Origin of the sequence: Bradyrhizobium sp. (assembly GCF_019242285.1) — a bacterium.
Classification (GTDB): domain Bacteria; phylum Pseudomonadota; class Alphaproteobacteria; order Rhizobiales; family Xanthobacteraceae; genus Bradyrhizobium.
In genome coordinates this window covers 1-16,219 of record NZ_JAFAVV010000547.1, presented here as the reverse complement: position 1 = coordinate 16,219, position 16,219 = coordinate 1, and the positions used below count along the sequence as shown (strand labels likewise).

Sequence of the window (16,219 nt, the reverse complement as noted above, 5' to 3'; positions counted from 1 at the left end):
GTTGTCCGCGACCGACAATTGCGGGAACAGCGCGAACTCCTGATAGACGACGTGGACACCGTGCTGCTTCGCCTCGCGTGGCGACGACCAATGCGCCCGCGCATCGGCAAAGCTCATTTCGCCCTCGTCGGGCGGATGAGCCCCGGCAATGATCTTGATCAGGGTGGATTTGCCGGCGCCGTTCTCGCCGACCAGGGCATGGATTTCTCCCGGCCGCACTTCGAGGTTCACGCCGGAGAGGGCGCGCACTCCCGGAAAGCTTTTCGAAATACCTGCGAGCGTCAGCATGGGCCGCTTCGTGCTCCGCGGCGCTACCGGCCGCCAAAAAGGCGCCGGTGCGGCCGCAGACGTCGCGCGATCAGTGCGGGAAATCGATCTTGAACGTGCTCGGGTTATAGCCGGGGCCCATCCCGCCGGATACCAGCATGTCGTCCGGACCGTCGGCAACGACGTGCTGCTCGACATACATGTCGGGATGCGTAATCGAAGGCGTCTCGTCGCCATGCGTCAGCACGATGTTGCTGTTGATGGTGTAGATGCAGGGCACTGACGCCCCCGACAGGACCTTCAGGGCAACGTCCAGCGCGACGCCCATCATGGCCGGCGGATAATCGATATCGAGCAGCGGGAATTTGTTCTTCATCGCCATCTTCATCGGCCCGTTCATGTCGGCGGACGTGATCGGCGGAATCTCGTTGCCCTTCCAGCCCGCTTCGAGGAAGGCCTCGATGGCGCCAGGCACCTGCAAGCCATGTGGCGCGAACACGGCGTTGATGTCGTGACCGTGCTTGGCGATCATCGCCTGCATCACCTGCTTGCCCTTCACCGGGCTCCAGTCGGAATAGACGGTATCGAGAATCCTGATGCCGGGATAGGCGCCGAACACCTGCATCGCGGGCTTGACCCGGTTCTCGTTCGGGCTCGAGCCGGCCTGCCCGCCCAGGATGAGGACATTGCCCTTTCCGTTCAGCTTCTCGACGATCCATTGCGCGAACAGGCGGCCCATCATCGCATCGGAGGCGGTGACGAAGGTGACGAAATTGTCGGAATCGACGCGGCGATCGACCATCACGACGGGGATGCCGCGCTCGCTGACCTGGGTGACGGCGGGATCGAGCGCCTGCGATGTGTTGGCGCTGACGATCAGGAGATCGACGCCGCGAGAGACGAGATCCTGAATGTCGGCGACCTGCTTGGCGTCGTCATGACCGGCATCCGTGATCAGGAGCTTCTTGACGACGTCGGCGTGGTCGTGCGCGGCCTTCTCCAGGGAATGCAGGCCAACCACGCGCCAGCTATCGCCGAGGCCGGCATTGGCAAAGCCGATCACGTAGGGCGGCGCCTTCTTGAATTTCGAGGTGTCGCGGATGCAGACGTCCAGCGCCGGATTGAACAGGAATGTCCGCGGCGCGCCGGCGTACTGCGCATGCGCGGTCGTGGACCCTGCCGCGGCAAGGCAGGCCAGTGACACGCAGCTCGCAATGATCGTTCTCATTTCGGTGTTCCTCCCCTTCGTCTTCTCGTTTTTGCGGCGACTTGATCGTCGCTCTCGGGCCGGCCGCATCGGTCGTCCGTTGCAGGACGTTTTAGAGATGCGTCGACACCAGTATCTTCAGCTTGTCGTTGCTGGGGGCCGTGAGCACGTCAAAGCCCTTGGCGACGACGTCCTCGGCGCGGATGCGGCCATCGATGATCTTCGAGATCGGCAGCTTCCCGGACTCGACCAGGGCGATGATGCGCGGCCAGATCGTGATGGGATAGCACCAGGTCGCCTCGATGGTGATGTCTTTCAGCGCCCACAGCATCGGATCGGTCGACGCCTTGCCGACATGCAGGCCGGCCTGTACCACGGTGCCGCGGCGGCGCACCGCTTCGACGCAGGTGTTGAGCGCATTCTCGTTGCCGACACATTCGATGGAGATGTCGACGCCGACATTCTCCTCGGTCTGCGCCTTCACCAGCGCCACCACGTCGGCGCTCCTGGGATCGTAGACGCCTGCGCAAATGCCCCAGCTCTCGATCGTGCTGCGTCGCGCCGCGTTGGGCTCGGAGACGAAGATCTTGGCCGCGCCCGCCGCGTGCGCGCAGAGGATGGTCAGTGCTCCGATCGGGCCTGCGCCCGCGACCAGCACGATGCTGCCGGCCTGCACGCGACCGCGGTCGACCGCATAGAGCGCGACGGCGGCCGGCTCGATCATCGCCGCCTCCTCGTCGCTGATGCTATCGGGCACCTTGGCGGCGTTGTAGTCGTTGATGACGGCAAGGTCCGACATGCCGCCCCAATCCCAGCTCAGCCCGACGCAACCCATCTTCTCGCTCAGATGATTGAGGCCGCGCCGGCTGTAATAGTCGTTCATCGGCATCACCAGTGGCTGCACGGAGATGCGGTCGCCGCGCTTGACGTGCGTGACGTCGCGCCCGACGTCCATCACCTCGGCGGAAAACTCGTGCCCGAGAATCTGCGGCAGGGTCGCCGCGGTGAACACATGCGGCGTCGCGGGCGTCACGATCGGGCCGGCAATATATTCGTGCAGATCGGTGCCGCAGATGCCGGTCCAGAGCGGCTTCACCAGCAGTTGGTCCGGCCCCATCTCCTTCGGCTCGTCGACGGTTTCGACGCGGATGTCCCTTCGTCCGTAATAACGAACAGCCTTCACGAGCGCTTTCCCTTCACCAGGCTCGATGCGTGACCGGCCTTTGATGTATTAAAATACCGTCGCTCAGATATCTGAAAATACGATTGAAATTATCGCACCCCTCGGCCATCTGATTCTGGAATGCTAGACTAGGAGCCTGAGGGCCACAATAGCCGCGCTTTTCCCTTCACTGGGGAATGTGCTGCCCTAATCAAAAAGGCACGATAGGATGACGGCAAATGGGGCTCGAACGATTGCAAACGGGCCGGCGGCGCGGAGGCATGGCGCGATGGCGATCGATCGGATGAAGGACATCAGCGTGTTCGTGCATGTCGCGGAAGCCAAGAGTTTTACGGCGGCCTCCGAACGCATCGGCCTGTCGCGCTCAGCGGTAGGCAAGAGCATCGTGCGGCTCGAGGACCGGCTCGGCGTGCGACTGTTGCAGCGGACGACGCGGAGCGTGTCGCTCACCGGCGAGGGCGCCGCCTTTCACGAACGCTGCGTGCGGCTGCTTGCGGATCTCGATGAGGCCGAGATGGCGATGCTGAGCCACTCGCAGGCGCCGCGCGGGCGGCTGCGTATCGATCTTCCCGTCTCCTTCGGTCGGCTGTATGTGCTGCCGGTTCTCAATCGCTTCATGCACAAATGGCCGGAAATTTCCGTCAGCACCTCGTTCAACGACCGCTATGTCGATCTGATCGACGAAGGCGTCGACCTCGCGATCCGGATCGGCGGCAGCGAGGACGGACGTCTGATGTCGCGGCTGCTTGCGCCGCATCGGCTGGTGACCTGCGCCGCGCCGTCCTATTTCGAAAATCGTGCCATGCCGCAGACGATCGATGAGCTTGCGGAACACAGTTGTCTCGCTTTCGTCCATGGCGGTCGGCCGGTTGATTGGCGCTTCACTGAAAACGGACGCCCGCGTTCGGTGACGATCGGCGGACGTTTCGCGGCCACCAACGCCGAAGCGCTGCGGGACGCGACGCTTGCCGGATACGGCATCGCGCGACTTGCCACTTTCCTGATCAGCGACGATCTGCGCGCAGGGCGGTTGGTGCCGGTTCTCAAACACGTCGATACGGACGGTCCGCCGATTCGCGCGGCCTATCCATCCAGTCGCCACCTTTCGCCGAAGGTGCGCGTCCTGATCGATGAATTGCTCGAAGCATGGCGACCCGAACCGCCGTGGGATCGCCCCGCATAGGATGAAGGCGGAATGGTGAACCTCGGATTGAGCCCGGGCTGCGAGCGATGGCTCGAGCGGCGCTCAGGCGCTATAAGCGCGGCATGACGGAACCGGTCATCCACCGCATCTCCACCCTCGACCTGAACTATGCGCCCTTCGACTGGCCGTTCGCCCGCGAGCGGCAGGGCGATATCGCCGCACATTTCGCGAGCCGCAGGCAGCGGACGCCGGCGCTCTGGAACGGCCGCATCCTGCTCGGGCGCGATCCCGTCTTCGCGGGCAATCGGCTGTCGGCAAGCTATTTCGACGCCGATTTCGCCGGCATGCTGGCGTGGCGCGACTGGGGCTTTCCCGACGAGAGCGTCTTCAACGGCTTTGGCATGGGCGCGCTCCGCTGCGCCGACGGCGCCTTCGTGATGGGCGTGATGAGCGAGCATACCTCGAATGCCGGACGCATCTATTTTCCCGCCGGCACGCCCGATCTCGACGACATCGCTGATGGCCGGATCGACATCGAGGGCAGCATCGTGCGCGAGCTCGAGGAGGAAACCGGATTGTCGCCCGGCGATTATCGGATGGAGGCCGATTGGCACTGCGTGAGCGCGGGCGCGGCGATCGCGATGTTCCGGATCCTGGAGGCTCCCATCGACAGCGAGGACATGCGGGTGCGAATCGAGGCCAACCTGGCCCGGCAGGCGCAGCCGGAGCTGGCCGGTATCCACCTGGTCCGCGACATCTCCGATCTCACTGCCGACATGCCGCGTTTCCTCACCGCATTCATGGAGCAGGAGCTCGGCCGCCGAAAGCTGAAAGGAGCGAGATCATGAGCAGGAAGTCCGACAAGACGCTGGCCGCCGAGCTCGACCGCTTCATCTCGCCGTTCCGCGTCGACGGCTCGGACAAATTCCATCTGAGCGCGCAGAAGACCGATGAGAAGTGCGGCCTCGACAAGGACGAGGCGCAAGGGTTTCTCGACGCCAACCGCAAGCGGCTGAGCGACTTCCAGGAGAAGCTCTACGCCCAGGACCGCTGGTCGCTGCTCCTGATCTTCCAGGGCATGGATGCTTCGGGCAAGGACTCCGCCATCAAGGCGATCTTCGAGGGCGTCAATCCGCAGGGCTGCGAGGTCGCCTCGTTCAAGCAGCCGACCTCGCACGAGCTCGACCACGATTTTCTCTGGCGCAGCGTGATCGCGCTGCCGGAGCGCGGCCGCATCGGCATCTTCAACCGCTCCTATTACGAGGAGTGCCTGGTGACGCGGGTGCATCCGGACATCCTTGAAAAGGAGAAGCTGCCGCCGAAGCTGGTGACGAAGAACATCTGGCGCGAGCGCTTCGAGGACATCTCTGCCTTCGAGCGTTATCTCTCGCGCAATGGCACCGTGATCCTGAAATTCTTTCTCAACGTGTCGAAGAAGGAGCAGCGCCAGCGATTCCTCGACCGGCTGGACGAGCCTGCCAAGAACTGGAAGTTCTCGATGAACGACATCGTCGAGCGCGGCTGGTGGCACCGCTACCAGGCTGTCTATCAGGACATCGTCCGCCACACTTCCAACCCCCAGGCGCCGTGGTACGTGGTGCCGGCCGACCACAAATGGTTCGCGCGGCTGGTGATCGGCTCCGCCATCGTCGCCGCGCTGGAGAAGCTCAACCTGCAATTTCCCTCCGCCGACAAGGACGCGCTGAAGGAATTCAAGAAGGTGCGCGAGGCGCTGGAGCATGAGGGCAAGGGCGGCCGCAAGATGGCGGTCAGGACCGGTCGGTAGAATGCGCTCCACCCATCCCACGGATCGGCGCGGAACTTCCGTGTCACCTCGGGCGTTCACGGTTGCGCGAGCCTGTGCTGGCGGGCGGCCCGCGCCATCGTTTGGGAGTTTGCGGAGGCATCCATGAGTGAGCATTACCCGGGCGCCGTCGCTGCCGATTCCGGCAAGGTGGAGAAGCGAGAGCCGTCATTGGCAGGCCGGCGGGTGCTCATCGTCGAGGACGAGTTCCTGGTTGCGGCGCTGATCGAGGACATCCTGCTCGACAATGGCTGCGAGGTCGTCGCCATGGTGTCGCGGCTGGACCAGGCGCTGGAGAAGGCGCAATCGCTGTCCATCGACGTCGCCATTGTCGATGTCAATCTCAACGGCGAGCACAGCATTCCGGTAGCCGAGACGCTGGCACGGCGCGGCGTACCCTTCGTACTCGCCACCGGCTATGGCGCGAGCGGCCTGCCGAAATCCTTTCCCCGCGCGCCGGTGCTGCCGAAGCCGTTTCAGCAGAAGGATCTGGAGCGGGCGATCCATCGTGCCCTCGGCGCGCCGTGAGCATCGTCAAGCAAGCTCGGCCTGCCGCGTGGTCTCGGCGAGCGCATCGATCTTGTTGCGGCACTCGGCCGCGAACGACAGCAGCCGCTCGACCGTGAGCGCGTCCGTCACGGTCTTTGCGAGGCGCTCCGCGCGGTCGGCCTGGTCTTGAAGGTCCTCGATTCCCGTCATGCCCGGTTTCCCTTTTCGAGGGGACAATTTGAAACGATGGATCCCGTTCCGCCGGCGCATGGATGTTGGCTAATGCAGGGTTAATGGAGCCCTGCGCGCTCGCGCTAAGGCCGGTATCGGGGGCCCAATGTCGGGGGCGCGCCCGCTGATTGGTCCAGCCCCGGCTGGACCTCGCCGCAGCAACCCTCCTTCGTATCTGGATGGAAAGTCGAGCGCCGGCGGACCGTTCGCCCAAAGTTGGCCCGGATTCTGCTTTGACAGGGGAGTCCTAAACTGATCCAATTTCGCCTTGCTCCCGGCTTCCCCGTGGAGAGGTGAGCTTGGGCTATCAGCACCACCGTGGAGCGATCCGATGATTGAGCGGGAACTGCGCAACCAGATCGCGGACGTGAGGGCTGGGCGCTTGTCACGCCGAAGCTTTGTGCAGAACATGGTGGCCCTGGGGCTGACCGCGCCGATGGCGGGCGTGATGCTGACCCAGTCCGGGGTGGCGATGGCCGAGACGGCCTTCCCCTACAAGGAGCCGCCCAAGGCCGGCGGCGGCGCGGTGCGGCTCTTGCTCTGGCAGGCGCCGACGCTGCTCAATCCGCATTTCGCGGTCGGCACCAAGGACCAGGAGGCCTGCCGCCTGTTCTATGAGCCGTTGGCCGGATGGGACCAGGACGGCAATCTGGTGCCGATCCTCGCCGCCGAGATTCCGACCAAGGAGAATGACGGCCTCAAGGAAGACGGGCTGTCCGTGGTCTGGAAATTGAAGCAGGGCGTCAAATGGCATGACGGGACGCCGTTCACCGCCGACGATGTGGTCTTCAACTGGGAATATGCCAAGAACCCGGAGACATCTGCGGTTTCGATCGGCAGCTACAAGGATGTGAGGCTGGTCGAGAAGGTCGACGATCACACGGTTCGCATGACCTTTGCCGAGCCGACGCCGTTCTGGGCCGACGCGTTCGTCTCCGCCTATGGCCAGATCATTCCGAAGCACCTGTTTGCCGAATTTATCGGCGGCAAGTCGCGCGAAGCGCCGGCCAATCTGAAGCCGGTCGGCACCGGCCCCTATCTGTTCGCGGATTTCAAGCCGGGCGATACCGTCCTGGGCAAGCGCAATCCCAGCTACCATGTCGCCGGTCGACCCTATTTCGACACCATCGAGATGAAAGGCGGCGGCGACGCGGTGTCGGCCGCACGCGCGGTGCTGCAGACCGGCGAATACGACTACGGCTGGAACATGCAGGTCGAGGACGAGATCCTGCAGAAGCTCGAGAACGGCGGCCAGGGCAAGGTGTCGTTCGTGCCGACCGGCAACATCGAGTTCATCGGGCTCAATTTCTCCGATCCGAACGTCGAGGTCGAGGGCCAGCGCGCCTACTACAAGACCAGGCATCCGCTGTTCTCCGATCCGGCGGTGCGCGCGGCGATCAACTTGTTGATCGACCGTGCCTCGGTGCAGAAATTCATCTATGGCCGCGCCGGCAACGCCACCGCGAACTTCCTCAACAACCCGGAGCGCTTCCGCTCCAAGAGCACCAGCTTCGAGTTCAACATCGAGAAGGCCAACCAGATTCTCGAGACCGCCGGCTGGAAGAAGGGCTCGGACGGCATCCGCGCCAAGGACGGCAAGCCGCTCAGATTCGTGTTCCAGACCTCGATCAACTCGCCGCGGCAGAAGAATCAGGCCATCATCAAGCAGGCCTGCCAGAAGGCCGGCATCGACGTCGAGCTCAAGTCGGTGGTGGGAAGCGTGTTCTTCTCCTCCGACACCGCCAACGCGGACACCTACTCGCATTTCTACTGCGATGCCGAGATGTTCCAGACCACGATGACGCAGCCCGACCCGCAGTTCTTCATGAACCAGTTCGTGTCGACGGAGGTGGCGACCAAGGAGAACAAGTGGCAGGGCCGCAACATCTCGCGCTGGCAGAACAAGGAATATGACGAGGTCTTCAAGCAGGCCCAGCACGAGCTCGACGCCGTGAAGCGCGCGGCGATGTACATCAAGCTCAACGACCTCGTTGTCGACGATCACTACATCCTGCCCGAGAACAACCGCCTGCGTGCGACCGCGCTCAAGAAGGGTCTGGTCATGCATGAGAGCGGCTGGGACAACGACCTCTGGCAGATCGCGAACTGGTACCGGGAGTCCTGACGAGACCGCGCGAGGCGCCGTGATCCGCAAATCCTAGGGGAAGCGATGGGAAATTATCTTCTCAGACGCCTGGCCATCGCGATCCCCAGCCTGCTCGGTATCAGCCTCATCCTGTTCGTCCTGCTCGCACTGGCGCCCGGAGACCCCTTCGGCGAGCTCGCCAGCAATCCGAACATCCCGCCCGAGGTGCGCGAGGCGCTACGGGTGAAGTTCGGGCTCGATGATCCGATCCTGATCCGCTATCTGCACTGGCTGGTCGCGATGCTGCATGGCGACTGGGGCTTCTCCTTTGCGAGCCGCATCGATGTCGACCAGCTCATCCTGCAGCGGGTTCCGACCACGCTTTACGTGGTCGGCTCCTCGCAGCTCCTGGCGCTCGCGGTCGCGCTGCCGGTCGGTGTGCTGGCCGCGATGCGGCCCTATTCGGTCTTCGATCAGATTGCCAACACCTTTGCCTTCATCGGCTTCTCGCTGCCGACCTTCTTCACCGGGTTGCTGTTGATCCTGATCTTCTCGGTCAACCTCGGCTGGCTGCCGTTCGTCTACCGCGCCGACATCAACGCCAGTGGCTGGCAATGGGTCTGGGAATACATCAAGCAGGCGATCATGCCGGTCACGGTGCTCGGCCTGTTCCAGGCCGCGTCCTATACGCGCTATGTGCGCTCAGCGGTGCTCGACGTCATCCGGCTCGACTATGTCACCACCGCGCGGGCCAAGGGGATCGGCGAGCGCAAGGTCATCGTCAAGCACGTCGTGCGCAACGCGCTGATCCCGGTCGTGACGCTGGTGGCGCTGCAGATGCCGAGCGTGTTCGGCGGCGCCATCGTCACCGATCAGATTTTCCGCGTGCCCGGCATCGGCTCGCTGCTGATCAGCGCGATCCTCGCCAACGACACCCCGGTCATCATGGCGGTGACCTTCGTATTCGCCTGCCTCGTCATTCTCTTCAACCTGTTGGCCGATATCATCTATGGATGGCTTGACCCACGCATCTCCTTCCGTTGAGGCCGCGCTGTCGCCTCGGCGCCATGAGCGGCGGTTCTCGCCGTGGCGCGAGGCGTGGCGGCGCTTCCGCCGCCATCGCCTGGCGGCGATCAGCGTGATCGTGCTGGCGCTGCTCGCGCTGTCGATCCTGCTCGGGCCGCTGCTCTGGCCCGTCGCGATCAACGACATCGATTTTACCGCGCGGCTCAGCCCGCCGTCCTGGGATCATCCGTTCGGCACCGACGATCTCGGCCAGGACCTCCTGGCGCGCATGCTCTATGGCGGACGGATCTCGCTCGCGGTCGGCTTTGCCGCGATGGCGGTCGGGCTGTTCGTCGGCACCGTGATCGGCGCGGTCGCCGGCATCTCGCGCGGCAGCGTCGATGCGGCGCTGATGTGGGTCACCGACCTGTTCCTGTCGCTGCCGCAACTGCCGCTGCTGCTGCTGGTGATCTATCTGTTCCGAGATTTCCTGAAAGGCCTGGTCGGGCCGGAGGGCGGCGTCTTCATCCTGATCGTGCTGGTGATCGGCGGCTTCCGCTGGATGCCGGTGGCGCGGCTGGTGCGGGCGCAGTTCCTGTCGTTGCGGGAGAAGGAATTCGTCGAGGCCGCGCGCGCACTCGGCGCTTCCAAGCTGCGGCTGGTGGTGCGGCACATCCTGCCGAACGCGTTGGGGCCGGTGATCGTCGCCGGCACCATCGACGTCGCGGCCGCCATCATCGCCGAATCGACCTTGTCGTTCCTTGGCCTCGGCTTCCCGCCGGACATTCCGACCTGGGGCCGGCTGCTGTTCGACGCCAAGGACTATCTCGACATCGCGCCGCATTGGGCGCTGTTCGCGGGCGGCGCGATCTTCCTGACCGTGATCGCCATCAACTTCATCGGCGACGGCCTGCGCGACGCGCTCGATCCGCGGAAGGTGCTGTGATGGATGCTCGCCCAATCACGACGAATGGCGAGCTGCTTCAGATCAGGGGCCTGAAGACTCATTTCAACAGCGACGACGGCTGGGTGCATGCGGTCGACGGCGTCGATCTCACCATCTCGCGCGGCGAGACCGTCTGCGTGGTCGGCGAATCCGGCTGCGGCAAGACAGTGACCGCGCTGTCGGTGCTCAAGCTGATCGCGATGCCGCCCGGCCGCATCGTCGAGGGACAGATCCTGTGGCAGGGCCGCGATCTCGTGCCGCTCTCGGCCGACGAGCTGAACCACGTTCGCGCCAGGGAGATCGCGATCGTGTTCCAGGAGCCTATGACCTCGCTCAATCCGGTCTACACCATCGGCGACCAGATCGCCGAGGTGATCGAGCTGCACCAGGGCCTTGGCCGCCGCGCCGCGCTCGCCCGCGCGGTCGAGATGCTGGCGCTGGTGCAGATTCCCAATCCGAAAGCCCGCGTCCATGACTATCCGCATCACTTCTCCGGCGGCATGCGACAGCGGGTCATGATCGCGATGGCGCTGTCCTGCAATCCAAAACTTCTGATCGCCGACGAGCCGACCACGGCGCTCGACGTCACCATCCAGGCCCAGATCCTCGACCTGTTGCAGGACATGAAATCGCGGCTCGGCATGTCGATCATGCTGATCACCCACGCCATGGGCGTGGTTGCCGAGGTCGCGCAGCGGGTGGCGGTGATGTATGCCGGCAAGGTCGTCGAGGAGGCGCCGGTCGAGCTGCTGTTCGGCAATCCCCGGCATCCCTACACCCAGGGCCTGATCCGCTCGATCCCGCGCATCGATCTCGACGCCGTGCGCAAGCAGCGGCTGGAGACGATTGCGGGCACGGTGCCGAAACTGATCGATCCGCCGGCCGGCTGCCGCTTTGCGCCGCGCTGCCGGCTCGCGATCGACGAATGCCGGCGCGCGCAGCCGCCGCTGCGCGAGATCGAGGGCGGTCACAAGGTCGCCTGCATCCGCGCCGAGGAGAGTGGAGTGCAATGAGCGAGCCGCTGCTGCGAGTCCGCGACCTGACCAAGGCGTTCCCGGTCCGTGGCGGGCTGTTGCAGCGGCAGACCGGCAGCGTGCATGCCGTCGACGGCGTCGATTTCGACGTCGCGGCCGGCGAGACGCTCGGCCTGGTCGGCGAGTCCGGTTGCGGCAAGTCGACCACCGGCCGCTGCGTGCTGCGCCTGATCGAGCCGACCTCGGGCGAGGTCGCCTTCGATGGCCGCGACGTGCGCGCGCTCGCAGGCGAGGAGTTGCGCGCACTGCGCCGCGACATCCAGATCATCTTCCAGGACCCCTACGCCTCGCTGAACCCGCGCATGAGCATCGGCGCCATCATCGGCGAGGCCCTGATCATCCACCGCCTGGCCAAACCCGGCCGCGCCTTCGAGGAGCGCGTCGTCAGTCTCTTGGAGACGGTCGGCCTGCAGGCCGACCACATGAGCCGCTATCCGCACCAATTCTCCGGCGGGCAGCGCCAACGCATCGGCATTGCGCGCGCGCTCGCAGTCGAGCCGAAGCTGATCATCTGCGACGAGCCGGTCTCCGCGCTCGACGTCTCGATCCAGGCCCAGGTCATCAATCTGCTGGAGGATTTGCAGCAGACCTTCAAGCTGGCGTTCCTTTTCATCGCCCACGACCTCTCGGTCGTCGAGCACATCTCCCGGCGCGTCGCCGTGATGTATCTCGGCCGTATCGTCGAGACCGCGCCTGCGCGTGCGCTCTACGCCTCGCCCAAGCATCCCTACACCGAGGCGCTGCTCTCGGCCGTGCCGATCCCCGATCCCAAGGTGAAGCGCCAGCGCATCCGGCTGCGCGGCGAGGTGCCGAGCCCGCTCAATCCGCCCTCCGGCTGTCATTTCCACACCCGCTGCCCGATCGCCAAGCCGCGCTGCAGGGAGGAGGTGCCGAAACTGAAGCACGGCGCCGACGGTCATTTCGTCGCCTGTCACCTGCGCTGAGATTCTATCCTTGATCTGACTTTGGTCGGCGGCTTCAGCCAAGCCGAATTACGCGTATCGCCGGGCCCACGAAAGGAGCGCTCCCCTGGACGAGGGCGTATGACAAATCAAGCGTACGCGAGCCTCGCTCCAGGACAGCTTGACTCGCGAAGTCGCTTCAAACAAACCTCGCCACCTTGCGAGGGAATGAGCTGGAGCAGGCGATGATGAAAGCGATTCAATATTTGAATGGCGATGCGACTTCTCCGCAGATCAAAGGCAACAAAGTCGTTGCCCATATTTGCAACGATCTTGGTGGGTGGGGGAAAGGCTTCGTACTGGCTGTTTCGCGCCGTTGGCAAGAACCTGAACTCGATTACCGCCGATGGCACCGTGAGCATGCGGACGACGACTTCGGACTCGGCGCCGTGCGATTTGTCCAAGTTGAGCCTGATATGTGGGTCGCAAATATGATCGGCCAGCATGGCATGAAAACGAGTAGCAAGGGCCCTCCGATCCGATATGAAGCGGTGCGAGAATGTCTTGAAAAGCTTGCCGACTTCGCTTCCGAAAAGGCAGCTTCGGTGCATATGCCGCGCATTGGCTGCGGGCTCGCCGGCGGACGCTGGGAGCTTGTCCTGCCCATAATCGAAAGCACTTTGGCGAGCCGCGATGTCGCCGTGTATGTCTATGACTTCGCGCCGTAGATCGGTGAGCCGAGCAGATCCGGCGCAGCTTCCCGAGCCGTTTCGGCACAGACACCGCGCGGGTCGGCAGCGCAGATGGTGCCGCCGAGACTCCTGTCCCTTTCAGGCTCCGCACCTCAAGGCGTCATCCGTAACGATGCCGGCAAACCGCTCGACCCGCTGCAGATGAGAGATCGCGCCGTCTACGTTGGACAGCGCCTCACGACGCGAATGCCCAGTGGCGAGTAGCCCGGGGATATTGGGACTCGTCACGCGCCAAAGGCCGGTTTGGTCTTGCTCAACGACCAAATTTAGCGATTCAGCCATCATGCACCTCCCACTTCCCAAAATTTCCAGTTGTTCCAGTCGCCGCCACACGTTGAGAGTTAATCGCGATAAAGTATATCCGGATTTTCCCGGTCCCCCCAGGTAGCCGTAGTGCGCAGCAGCATCCGGGTGGCTTTATTTGCAGGTGATCCCGCATCTCGCTGCGCTCATGCGGGCTACGTATCGGACTGAAGTGGCTGATCCCGAAGCTCTACATAGTTGCCGGGCCGCCAACATTGCGGTTTTGGCGATGCACAATTCGACGCACCCCGGATATGAGTGTAAGGACGAGGTTGATTGGGCATATCACCCGCAAGTTCGTCAGGATTCATCCATGACACTCCTCTGGTCGGTGACAGGTGCAGTCGATCGCATGGAGTACTTTTTCGGGCTCTGGAACGAAATACCACCAAGATTTAAGATCGTTAACGACATCGCCGTCCATGAACACAAGGGTCGCATCTACGACGAATATCGCGACCGCGAACAGGCCGAACGTGAGCTGGCGTTGTTCCGTGGCATGCCAAAGCCAATCTTCAGCTTCAGCGATCCGGCGTTCAAGCTCGACTATTTCGATGCAGGAATGCCCTGTGCGTCGTCGCGTTTGAGGCGCGCGCTTGGCGACCGCGCACAGACCGAGCTCGTATTTCGGCAACTCTAAGGAGTTGGCCACCTGGGTGGCCCGCGTCGACGCCGTGCAGCAAGCGTAGCCCGCATGAGCGCAGCGATATCCGGGGGATTTTCATTCGCGACAATTGGCTCGATTCGCTGGCCGGGTCCTCATCGTAATTCATTATGCAAAATACATCGCCTGCCATCGAAATTTAAGCAGGCGTGTCCGGGTTTCGACGCGCCGAGCGCAATAGGCGATATCCGCGCAAGCAGATCATCGTTCGCAGGACACGATCAGGAGAATGAACATGGTATATCCTCTCGGCCCTTCACATTGCAGCGATTGGGAGCGTGATCATCCGCGTCGCGATGAGGTCAACGATCGCCTGCGGAATCTGAACGAGCGCATCGATCGCGAGCTCAAGGACCACGATCTCACCGAATGCCAGGCGCGCCAATTCCGCGAGGAGATCAGCAAGATCCGACAGGAAGAGCGCATCATGGCCGAATCCGATCATGGCCATATCACGCGTGAGGAGCAAAGGGCGCTGAACGAGCAAGAGAACGCGCTCCGCGGTCAGATCGAGCGTGCGACCGAAACTCCGTGGGAGCGTGAGCATCCGCGTCGGGACGAGGTCAACGATCGCCTGCGGAATCTGAGCGAGCGCATCGATCGCGAGCTTCGAGACGGCGATCTCACCGAACACCAGGCCCGCCAATTCCGCAAGGAGATCGGGGAGATCCGAGAGGAGGAGCGCATCATGGCCGAATTCGATCATGGCCATATCACGCGTGCGGAGCAAAGGGCGCTGAACCAGCAGGAGAACGCGCTCCGCCGTCAGATCGAGCGTGCGACCGAAACTCCGTGGGAGCGTGAGCATCCGCGTCGCGACGAGGTCAACGATCGCCTGCGGAATCTGAGCCGGCGCATCGATCACGAGCTCAGAGACGGCGATCTCACCGAACACCAGGCGCGCCAATTCCGTAACGAGATCAGCGAGATTCGACAGGAGGAGCGCATCATGGCCGAATTCCATCGCGGCCATATCACGCGTGAGGAGCAAAGCGAGCTGAACCGCCAGGAGAACGAGCTTCGCAATCGGATCGACCGCGCGTAGTGCTCCAATCGGGTGACGGGATGCGCGGGTCCCTCATCGAGGATCGAACATGGACGCACTCGGCCTCATCGCATCGGTCCGCCTGACGCAGGCGGCCGGACGAATGCCACGATCGATTGATCCCGCTGGACCGGGCAGGCTGGGATGATTTTGTCCGGCAAGTCCGATTCGTCCGGCGTGGCGCGCACCAAGGATGCGGCGACGCCCGACGCGGAGGAACTGGCGGTCGCGAGCCATTCGCCGGCAGAGGCCTTGACGGCCGTCGAGTCGTTGCCGGATGCCGACAGGACAGCGTTGCTGAAAGTTGCCCGGGTCTATGCGAGGGCTCGGAGGACCAAGTACGACTACCAGGACCTCCTTCATGAAGCCATTGCCCGTATCCTCGAAGGCAAGAGGAACTGGCCAATCGGACTCCCGTTTGTCCCGTTCGTCAGCGGCGTCATCCGCGGAATCGCCTGGGAGTGGCGGATCGAAGCCCATGGCGAGCGTTCTGGCGAACCAGCGGTCTGTGAGGAAGGCAGCGCGATCGCCAGGATCGATATGCAGCGGTTGCTTGCCTTGTTCGACGATGACGCTATTGGCCGAGGAATCGTCATCGGTATGATGGAGGGCGCGCGCGGCGAGGAGCTGCGCCGGTCAAGCGGACTGAGCAAGACCGAATACGAAAGCAAGCGCAGAAAGATCCGGCGTCGGATCGAACGGCAGTGGCTGGACGAGGAGCGAATAGATCGATGACCGTGCCTCCGAATCGATTTGATCCGCTCGGCCGTCTGGCAGGTGCCCTCGTCGAGGACATCTTGGCGACGCCGGGACCGGAGTTGCTCGCGCAGAGCGCCGAGGATTACGGGGATGCGCGTGCGCTTGCCGCCGAGTTCGAGAAAGCCATCGCATCCGCCAAGAAAAAGTTCGAAACGCCGGACGACGCCGCCGGATCGAGCGACAAGGCATAGTTGAAGCGTGGCAGCTCCGGCGCGATGGGCCTCGTTTCCGCCGACCAGACCTCGCGCGCGGTCGCAAAGCGATTACCGGAGCTGGCGTTTCCTTCCGGCGGTATTCAATTCCGCAGTCCGCGCCGGCGACTTCGCCGGACGCCGCTTCAAGGTCGTGCGGATGCCCGAGGCGAACTCCGACAGCGAGCCGAGGTCGAGGATCCTGAC

At 63.5% G+C, this 16,219-nt stretch carries 18 protein-coding genes; 13 read left to right on the top strand and 5 right to left on the bottom strand.

All coding sequences use genetic code 11. From position 1 onward, the window contains the following. The 3 genes from JOY90_RS22215 to JOY90_RS22205 all read right to left on the bottom strand — a co-directional run. Positions 1-288 (bottom strand): ATP-binding cassette domain-containing protein (locus JOY90_RS22215; RefSeq protein ID WP_291693260.1); only part of this gene is annotated, 288 nt, incomplete at its 3' end. A 70-nt stretch (positions 289-358) separates the two neighbouring features. Further along, positions 359-1,495, bottom strand: a complete 1,137-nt coding sequence (locus tag JOY90_RS22210; protein ID WP_291693259.1) for an ABC transporter substrate-binding protein — start codon at positions 1,493-1,495, stop codon at positions 359-361. Positions 1,496-1,586: 91 nt separating this feature from the next. After that, positions 1,587-2,657, bottom strand: coding sequence for a 2,3-butanediol dehydrogenase (locus tag JOY90_RS22205; RefSeq protein WP_291693258.1), 1,071 nt, complete (start codon positions 2,655-2,657; stop codon positions 1,587-1,589). A gap of 268 nt (positions 2,658-2,925) precedes the next feature. Here JOY90_RS22205 and JOY90_RS22200 point away from each other — a divergent pair, with 268 nt between their 5' ends. The 4 genes from JOY90_RS22200 (at position 2,926) to JOY90_RS22185 (ending at position 6,133) form a co-directional block, all read left to right on the top strand. Further along, the gene (locus JOY90_RS22200) at positions 2,926-3,840 is read left to right on the top strand and encodes a LysR family transcriptional regulator (protein WP_291693257.1); all 915 of its coding nucleotides are present in this window, start codon (positions 2,926-2,928) and stop codon (positions 3,838-3,840) included. A gap of 83 nt (positions 3,841-3,923) precedes the next feature. Continuing rightward, entirely contained in the window at positions 3,924-4,649 is a 726-nt protein-coding gene (locus JOY90_RS22195) for an NUDIX hydrolase (protein WP_291693256.1), read from the top strand. Then, a complete protein-coding gene (locus tag JOY90_RS22190; RefSeq protein ID WP_291693255.1) occupies positions 4,646-5,587 on the top strand; it encodes a polyphosphate kinase 2 family protein in 942 nt (313 codons plus the stop codon). The genes JOY90_RS22195 and JOY90_RS22190 overlap by 4 nt, the downstream gene beginning before the upstream one ends. Positions 5,588-5,710: 123 nt before the next feature. Further along, positions 5,711-6,133: a response regulator gene (locus JOY90_RS22185; RefSeq protein ID WP_291693254.1), complete on the top strand. Its 423-nt coding sequence runs from the start codon at positions 5,711-5,713 to the stop codon at positions 6,131-6,133. 6 nt (positions 6,134-6,139) lie between these two features. Here JOY90_RS22185 and JOY90_RS22180 read toward each other — a convergent pair whose 3' ends face one another. Further along, the gene (locus JOY90_RS22180; protein WP_291693253.1) at positions 6,140-6,304 is read right to left on the bottom strand and encodes a hypothetical protein; all 165 of its coding nucleotides are present in this window, start codon (positions 6,302-6,304) and stop codon (positions 6,140-6,142) included. A gap of 352 nt (positions 6,305-6,656) precedes the next feature. Between JOY90_RS22180 and JOY90_RS22175 the strand changes: the two genes are divergently transcribed. From JOY90_RS22175 to JOY90_RS22145, 7 genes are all read left to right on the top strand, one after another. Continuing rightward, a complete protein-coding gene (locus JOY90_RS22175) occupies positions 6,657-8,450 on the top strand; it encodes a peptide ABC transporter substrate-binding protein (protein WP_291693252.1) in 1,794 nt (597 codons plus the stop codon). 45 nt (positions 8,451-8,495) lie between these two features. Beyond that, a complete protein-coding gene (locus JOY90_RS22170; protein ID WP_291693251.1) occupies positions 8,496-9,455 on the top strand; it encodes an ABC transporter permease in 960 nt (319 codons plus the stop codon). Further along, positions 9,421-10,362 carry an ABC transporter permease gene (locus JOY90_RS22165; protein WP_291693250.1) on the top strand — a complete coding sequence of 314 codons (942 nt, stop codon included), beginning with the start codon at positions 9,421-9,423 and terminating at the stop codon, positions 10,360-10,362. The genes JOY90_RS22170 and JOY90_RS22165 overlap by 35 nt, the downstream gene beginning before the upstream one ends. Then, entirely contained in the window at positions 10,362-11,375 is a 1,014-nt protein-coding gene (locus JOY90_RS22160; RefSeq protein WP_291693249.1) for an ABC transporter ATP-binding protein, read from the top strand. The genes JOY90_RS22165 and JOY90_RS22160 overlap by 1 nt, the downstream gene beginning before the upstream one ends. Further along, on the top strand, positions 11,372-12,340 hold the full coding sequence (locus tag JOY90_RS22155; protein ID WP_291693248.1) for an ABC transporter ATP-binding protein: 969 nt from the start codon (positions 11,372-11,374) through the stop codon (positions 12,338-12,340). Before JOY90_RS22160 ends, JOY90_RS22155 begins: the two co-directional genes overlap by 4 nt. Before the next feature lie 203 nt (positions 12,341-12,543). Continuing rightward, the gene (locus tag JOY90_RS22150; RefSeq protein ID WP_291693247.1) at positions 12,544-13,026 is read left to right on the top strand and encodes a macro domain-containing protein; all 483 of its coding nucleotides are present in this window, start codon (positions 12,544-12,546) and stop codon (positions 13,024-13,026) included. Between the two features lie 499 nt (positions 13,027-13,525). Further along, positions 13,526-13,993 carry a hypothetical protein gene (locus JOY90_RS22145; RefSeq protein ID WP_291693246.1) on the top strand — a complete coding sequence of 156 codons (468 nt, stop codon included), beginning with the start codon at positions 13,526-13,528 and terminating at the stop codon, positions 13,991-13,993. 280 nt (positions 13,994-14,273) lie between these two features. Here JOY90_RS22145 and JOY90_RS22140 read toward each other — a convergent pair whose 3' ends face one another. Beyond that, on the bottom strand, positions 14,274-14,981 hold the full coding sequence (locus tag JOY90_RS22140) for a hypothetical protein (protein WP_291693245.1): 708 nt from the start codon (positions 14,979-14,981) through the stop codon (positions 14,274-14,276). Between the two features lie 225 nt (positions 14,982-15,206). Here JOY90_RS22140 and JOY90_RS22135 point away from each other — a divergent pair, with 225 nt between their 5' ends. Both JOY90_RS22135 and JOY90_RS22130 read left to right on the top strand, forming a co-directional pair. Continuing rightward, positions 15,207-15,797 carry a hypothetical protein gene (locus JOY90_RS22135; protein WP_291693244.1) on the top strand — a complete coding sequence of 197 codons (591 nt, stop codon included), beginning with the start codon at positions 15,207-15,209 and terminating at the stop codon, positions 15,795-15,797. Then, entirely contained in the window at positions 15,794-16,012 is a 219-nt protein-coding gene (locus JOY90_RS22130; RefSeq protein ID WP_291693243.1) for a hypothetical protein, read from the top strand. The genes JOY90_RS22135 and JOY90_RS22130 overlap by 4 nt, the downstream gene beginning before the upstream one ends. The last annotated feature ends 207 nt before the right edge of the window (positions 16,013-16,219 follow it).

Excerpts from the sequence above, each read along its gene's own strand:
- JOY90_RS22170 (WP_291693251.1), top strand. The coding sequence starts at position 8,496 with ATGGGAAATTATCTTCTCAGACGCCTGGCCATCGCGATCCCCAGCCTG.
- JOY90_RS22210 (WP_291693259.1), bottom strand. The coding sequence starts at position 1,495 with ATGAGAACGATCATTGCGAGCTGCGTGTCACTGGCCTGCCTTGCCGCG.
- JOY90_RS22190 (WP_291693255.1), top strand. The coding sequence starts at position 4,646 with ATGAGCAGGAAGTCCGACAAGACGCTGGCCGCCGAGCTCGACCGCTTC.
- JOY90_RS22195 (WP_291693256.1), top strand. The coding sequence starts at position 3,924 with ATGACGGAACCGGTCATCCACCGCATCTCCACCCTCGACCTGAACTAT.
- JOY90_RS22200 (WP_291693257.1), top strand. The coding sequence starts at position 2,926 with ATGGCGATCGATCGGATGAAGGACATCAGCGTGTTCGTGCATGTCGCG.
- JOY90_RS22175 (WP_291693252.1), top strand. The coding sequence starts at position 6,657 with ATGATTGAGCGGGAACTGCGCAACCAGATCGCGGACGTGAGGGCTGGG.
- JOY90_RS22155 (WP_291693248.1), top strand. The coding sequence starts at position 11,372 with ATGAGCGAGCCGCTGCTGCGAGTCCGCGACCTGACCAAGGCGTTCCCG.
- JOY90_RS22180 (WP_291693253.1), bottom strand. The coding sequence starts at position 6,304 with ATGACGGGAATCGAGGACCTTCAAGACCAGGCCGACCGCGCGGAGCGC.
- JOY90_RS22185 (WP_291693254.1), top strand. The coding sequence starts at position 5,711 with ATGAGTGAGCATTACCCGGGCGCCGTCGCTGCCGATTCCGGCAAGGTG.
- JOY90_RS22130 (WP_291693243.1), top strand. The coding sequence starts at position 15,794 with ATGACCGTGCCTCCGAATCGATTTGATCCGCTCGGCCGTCTGGCAGGT.
- JOY90_RS22165 (WP_291693250.1), top strand. The coding sequence starts at position 9,421 with ATGGATGGCTTGACCCACGCATCTCCTTCCGTTGAGGCCGCGCTGTCG.
- JOY90_RS22135 (WP_291693244.1), top strand. The coding sequence starts at position 15,207 with ATGATTTTGTCCGGCAAGTCCGATTCGTCCGGCGTGGCGCGCACCAAG.
- JOY90_RS22150 (WP_291693247.1), top strand. The coding sequence starts at position 12,544 with ATGATGAAAGCGATTCAATATTTGAATGGCGATGCGACTTCTCCGCAG.
- JOY90_RS22140 (WP_291693245.1), bottom strand. The coding sequence starts at position 14,981 with ATGGAATTCGGCCATGATGCGCTCCTCCTGTCGAATCTCGCTGATCTC.
- JOY90_RS22160 (WP_291693249.1), top strand. The coding sequence starts at position 10,362 with ATGGATGCTCGCCCAATCACGACGAATGGCGAGCTGCTTCAGATCAGG.